Raw genomic sequence first — 3850 nt, 5'->3', positions numbered from 1 at the left:
GACGGCACCCCGATCTGGGACAGGGCGAACACCACATTGTAGCCGGCGATGGCAGCAGGAACGGCGAATATGGTCGCGATCATGAGACGCAGAGCCACCGATTGGGTAACCGCGAAGGCGGCCTCACCGACGGCAAGTGTCAGCGCGGCGGCGGCAATTCCGACGAGCAGCGCGCCGATGACGCCGGCGCCACCATGAAACGCTATCATCCCGAAACTGAGCGCGACCAAAAACGGCAAGGCATACACTGCCAGCGCGAACACCGCCCAGCAGAACAAACCGATGCCGAGTGCGTTGAGAACAAGCCCGAGGGCGGGCATGGTGGCGGCTCCATTGCATGGATTTGCAAGTTGCGCCTTCCACCACCACCACGGCGCAACTTCGGATATAAACTCTGAACGAGGCGGAGTTGCGGCGCGCACAACTCCGCTTTGATGGTTTGGAGGCGACAAGACGGCGCTCACGCGCCGCCGAACCGCCAAACGGGGATGCCGAAACGCTTCGCCTTGTCGGCGAGGTTGTCCTGGATCCCTGTACCCGGAAAGTGCATGACGCCGATCGGCAACAGTTCGAGCATCGCGTCATTGCGCTTGAAGGGTGCCGCCTTGGCGTGCTTCGTCCAGTCGGGCTTGAATGCGATCTGGGGCACCTTACGGGTGGCCGCCCATTTGGAGGCGATCAGTTCGGCCCCTTTGGGCGAGCCGCCATGGAGCAGGACCATGTCGGGATGCTTGGCATGAACCTTGTCGAGGCGCTCCCAGATGAGGCGGTGGTCGTTGAAGTCGAGCCCGCCGGTGAGTGCGATCTTCGCTCCTTGCGGCAACATGACCTCGGTCTCGGAACGACGCTTGGCGGCGATGAAGTCGCGGGAGTCGATCATCGCTGCGGTGAGCGCGCGGTGGTTGACCAACGAGCCCGACCGAGGACGCCAGGAGGATCCGGTGTGGACCTCAAATCGTTCGATCGCCTGGTCGCGGAACAGTTCCAAGCAATTTCGGCGTTCGATCAACGTGATGCCCTCAGCGGTCACGCGCTCGAGCTCAACCGATCGCACCTCCGACCCATTCTGCTCTCGCTGGCTCTTGTGCTGCGCTTGTTCATTGTCGTCGAGCTGGCGCTCGATGCGTTCGACGGCACGATGAAACATGTTAACAGTCGACCAAAGGAGCTCGTGGAGGTCCGGCTCGAGCCGCGTATCGCTCAGAGTGGCAACCAAGGCGTCGAACATATCGACGACGGCGCCGGCGATCATCTTCCCCTCGGGAAGAGGTCTTGGATCTGGCTGGTCGTCGAAGGGACGATAGCCAAAGAGCTGCAATTCGCTCAGGACGTAGTCGGTCGGAGACAGGGCCTGCGCCGGTTCGATGTCGTCGTGGTTGGTCATGGGAAGCGGTCCTTTGCCGGATTGGCCGCGCCCATCGCGGCCTTCGTGGCGATCACTCAGACGGCGGGCGGAACGGGCCGGCACCCGTAAAGCGGCTTGTCCGCCGAAGCCCGGCAGGGCGTAGGCGGAAGCGGAGGGCCGAAGCGGCAGCGAAGGATGGCGGAGGCCGGCTATTTTGCTTCGCGATGCAAAGCGCGCTGATCGGATCGCTAGCGTGCCTTCTCATCGCCTGCGCGCGGCGGAAAATAGCCGGCCGCAGCCATTTCCGGCCCGGACCGCTTGCCGTCCGATCGCCCTCTAGAAGGCCGTGGTCGCGTGCTTTTCCGGCATTGGCCTCATCTACGACCGACCCATCGCGGTCGATCGAACGATCGCGGCTTACTCCGCTCCCAGCACGGGCGAATGCAGGAAGCGGGCGACATCTTCCGGTACGAGTTGAAGCCGCAACGCTGCTTGGAGGGCCTCACGGCCGAAGACGTGCAGATCTTCATTGAAGTCGCCCAGCCGAGGCGACAGTGCGATCGCTTCAACGCCGGCGTCTTCCGCGCGCTGGGTCAGGATAGCCTGTACGGCATCTCCGGCGGCATCGGCGTCGCGGGCGATGTAGAGTCGACGTAGCCCAGACGGCAGCAATATGGCCGAGAGGTGATTGGCCGACAGCGCAGCGGTCATCGGCAAGGTCGGCAGTACGTAGCGCAGCGACAGCATGGTCTCGATGCCCTCGCCGGCGGCGAGCACGTCGTCCACCAGGCCGAAACGCACGGCATTGCCGAGCAGGTCGCCCATGGCCCGTCGTGGCGTGTCGACAGGAGCCTTGCCGAGCCGGACGCGATCAAAGCCGTCTGGGTCGAGCCATGTGCGATGCACGCCGGAGATCCGCCCATCGAGATCCGTGACGCAGGCTATCATCGCTGGCCATATTTCGGTCGGCAAATGCTCGTCCGGTCGATAGTAGCAACGCGGGTGGAAGCGCAAGCTGCCGCCATGGTGGATGCGGGCTATTCCGCGACGCTGCAAATAAGCCTCGACCATTGTACCGTCGATTGGGCTCGACAATGCAAAAAGGCGACGGGCGGCTTCCTGCGACCCGGCCGGCACTGCTGGACCCACGAGTTCCGGGGTCGGTTGCCGCTCGGAACGAGGCAGCTTCAGAAAGCGTCTCGCCTCCTCGGCCACCTCGCGAAAGTCTCGCAAGGCCAGACTTTCGCGGATGACGTCGAGGAGGTCACCGTGTTCTCCGGTCGCGGCATCGGTCCACTTACCGGCGGAACCCTTCGGCGATTCCTGCAGTCGCACGAACAACGAACGGCCCGGCGTGTTGTGGACGTCGCCGACCACCCAATACCGTCCGGCCCGCTTGCCATTGGAGAGATAGTGCCGGCATACCGCCTCGGCCTCGCGCGCGAGGCGGCGTGCCAATTCGGAGGCGTCGCGGGGCATCACGCCGCCTCCCGTCCACCAACGTGCGCGACCGGGTAGCTGTCGAGCACCTTCGACAGGATCTCGACTCCGCTCGGGTCCGTGGGCACGAACATGCGAAGCTTCCAGGAGATGATCTCGCCAAAGAGCCCGTAGGCCCGCAATCGATCGCGCATGGTGTCGTTGAATCCCGACAGCTCGATGCGGATTGCGCCCATCACCCGGACACGGCGAAGCTTTAGCCCCTCCGCGAGATCGAGGACGGCACGTCCCTCCATCAGCGCGGCAAAGGCAGCGGCCGGCGTCAGCGAAGGCGCGTCCGCCGCAAGGACGTTCGCGACCCAGCCGGCCGAGACCTTGCGGCCGATGATGCGCTCGCCTGCATCGGTCTGGAGACGGTAGACGCGGGTCGATTCGTTCGGCAGCCGCTTCCAGATGGGTAGTAGCAAGCCCGCCACTATATGGATCGTACTCTGCGTGAACTCGGGTACCTCGGCGAGCTCCGTCAGCCAGGCGGCGGCAAAGCGTTCGCGATCCGCTTCGGCCCAATGGCTTTCCGCCATCATGTTGAGAGAGACGCTATGGTGCTCCATCGGCCGTACCAGACGGATGCGCCGCTCGATCTCGCCGTCGTCGAGCAGGAAACTCGGGGCCGGAAGCTGCACGGCAGCGCGGCCCGAGCGCTCATTGAGCAACAGGATCGCGTGATGGTCGGAAAGGCGAGGCAGAGCGTCATCGAGACTGATGGGATGATTGCGCTGTCGCTGGATGATGGTGAGCAGCCGGGTCTCGGCGCCAGTGCCGGGACGGGTGTAGATCGTCCGCCGGTCGGCGACGACAAAGCTCTCGGCGCGGAGCGTTTCCAGCCCAATGTCGTAGGTGCCGGACGCAACCGCGCCTTCGATCCGCACCGTCAAGAGCTGTTCGAATGCGGTGAACAGGATGTTCTGTAAGTCGATGGTGAGCGCCAGCAAGCGATTGAGGAACGTCGTGATCGGCGGGAGGTCGTCCCTCAGCCCATTGGCATCAGTCAGTTTCAGGCCGGTC

At 64.1% G+C, this 3850-nt stretch carries 4 protein-coding genes; all 4 read right to left on the bottom strand.

Annotation, left to right across the window (positions count from 1 at the left end):
• On the bottom strand, window positions 1-320 hold a 320-nt coding region (locus AKL29_RS25820), incomplete at its 3' end, for a hypothetical protein (protein WP_244482419.1).
• A gap of 140 nt (window positions 321-460) precedes the next feature.
• A complete protein-coding gene (locus AKL29_RS25815; protein ID WP_050386113.1) occupies window positions 461-1384 on the bottom strand; it encodes a DUF2493 domain-containing protein in 924 nt (307 codons plus the stop codon).
• Between the two features lie 378 nt (window positions 1385-1762).
• Complete coding sequence (locus tag AKL29_RS25810; RefSeq protein ID WP_050386112.1) at window positions 1763-2824, bottom strand: DUF7146 domain-containing protein; 1062 nt, start codon at window positions 2822-2824, stop codon at window positions 1763-1765.
• A partial coding sequence (locus AKL29_RS45580; RefSeq protein WP_244482418.1) for a strawberry notch C-terminal domain-containing protein occupies window positions 2824-3850 on the bottom strand: 1027 nt, incomplete at its 5' end. The genes AKL29_RS25810 and AKL29_RS45580, both read right to left, overlap by 1 nt.

The sequence above is a fragment of the Bradyrhizobium pachyrhizi genome (assembly GCF_001189245.1).
Classification (GTDB): domain Bacteria; phylum Pseudomonadota; class Alphaproteobacteria; order Rhizobiales; family Xanthobacteraceae; genus Bradyrhizobium; species Bradyrhizobium pachyrhizi.
Note: the sequence above shows the minus strand (reverse complement) of the source record. Positions and strands in the feature narration are given on the sequence as shown.

Coding starts and splice junctions, on each gene's coding strand:
- AKL29_RS25815 (WP_050386113.1), bottom strand. CDS start 1,384: ATGACCAACCACGACGACATCGAACCGGCGCAGGCCCTGTCTCCGACC.
- AKL29_RS25810 (WP_050386112.1), bottom strand. CDS start 2,824: ATGCCCCGCGACGCCTCCGAATTGGCACGCCGCCTCGCGCGCGAGGCC.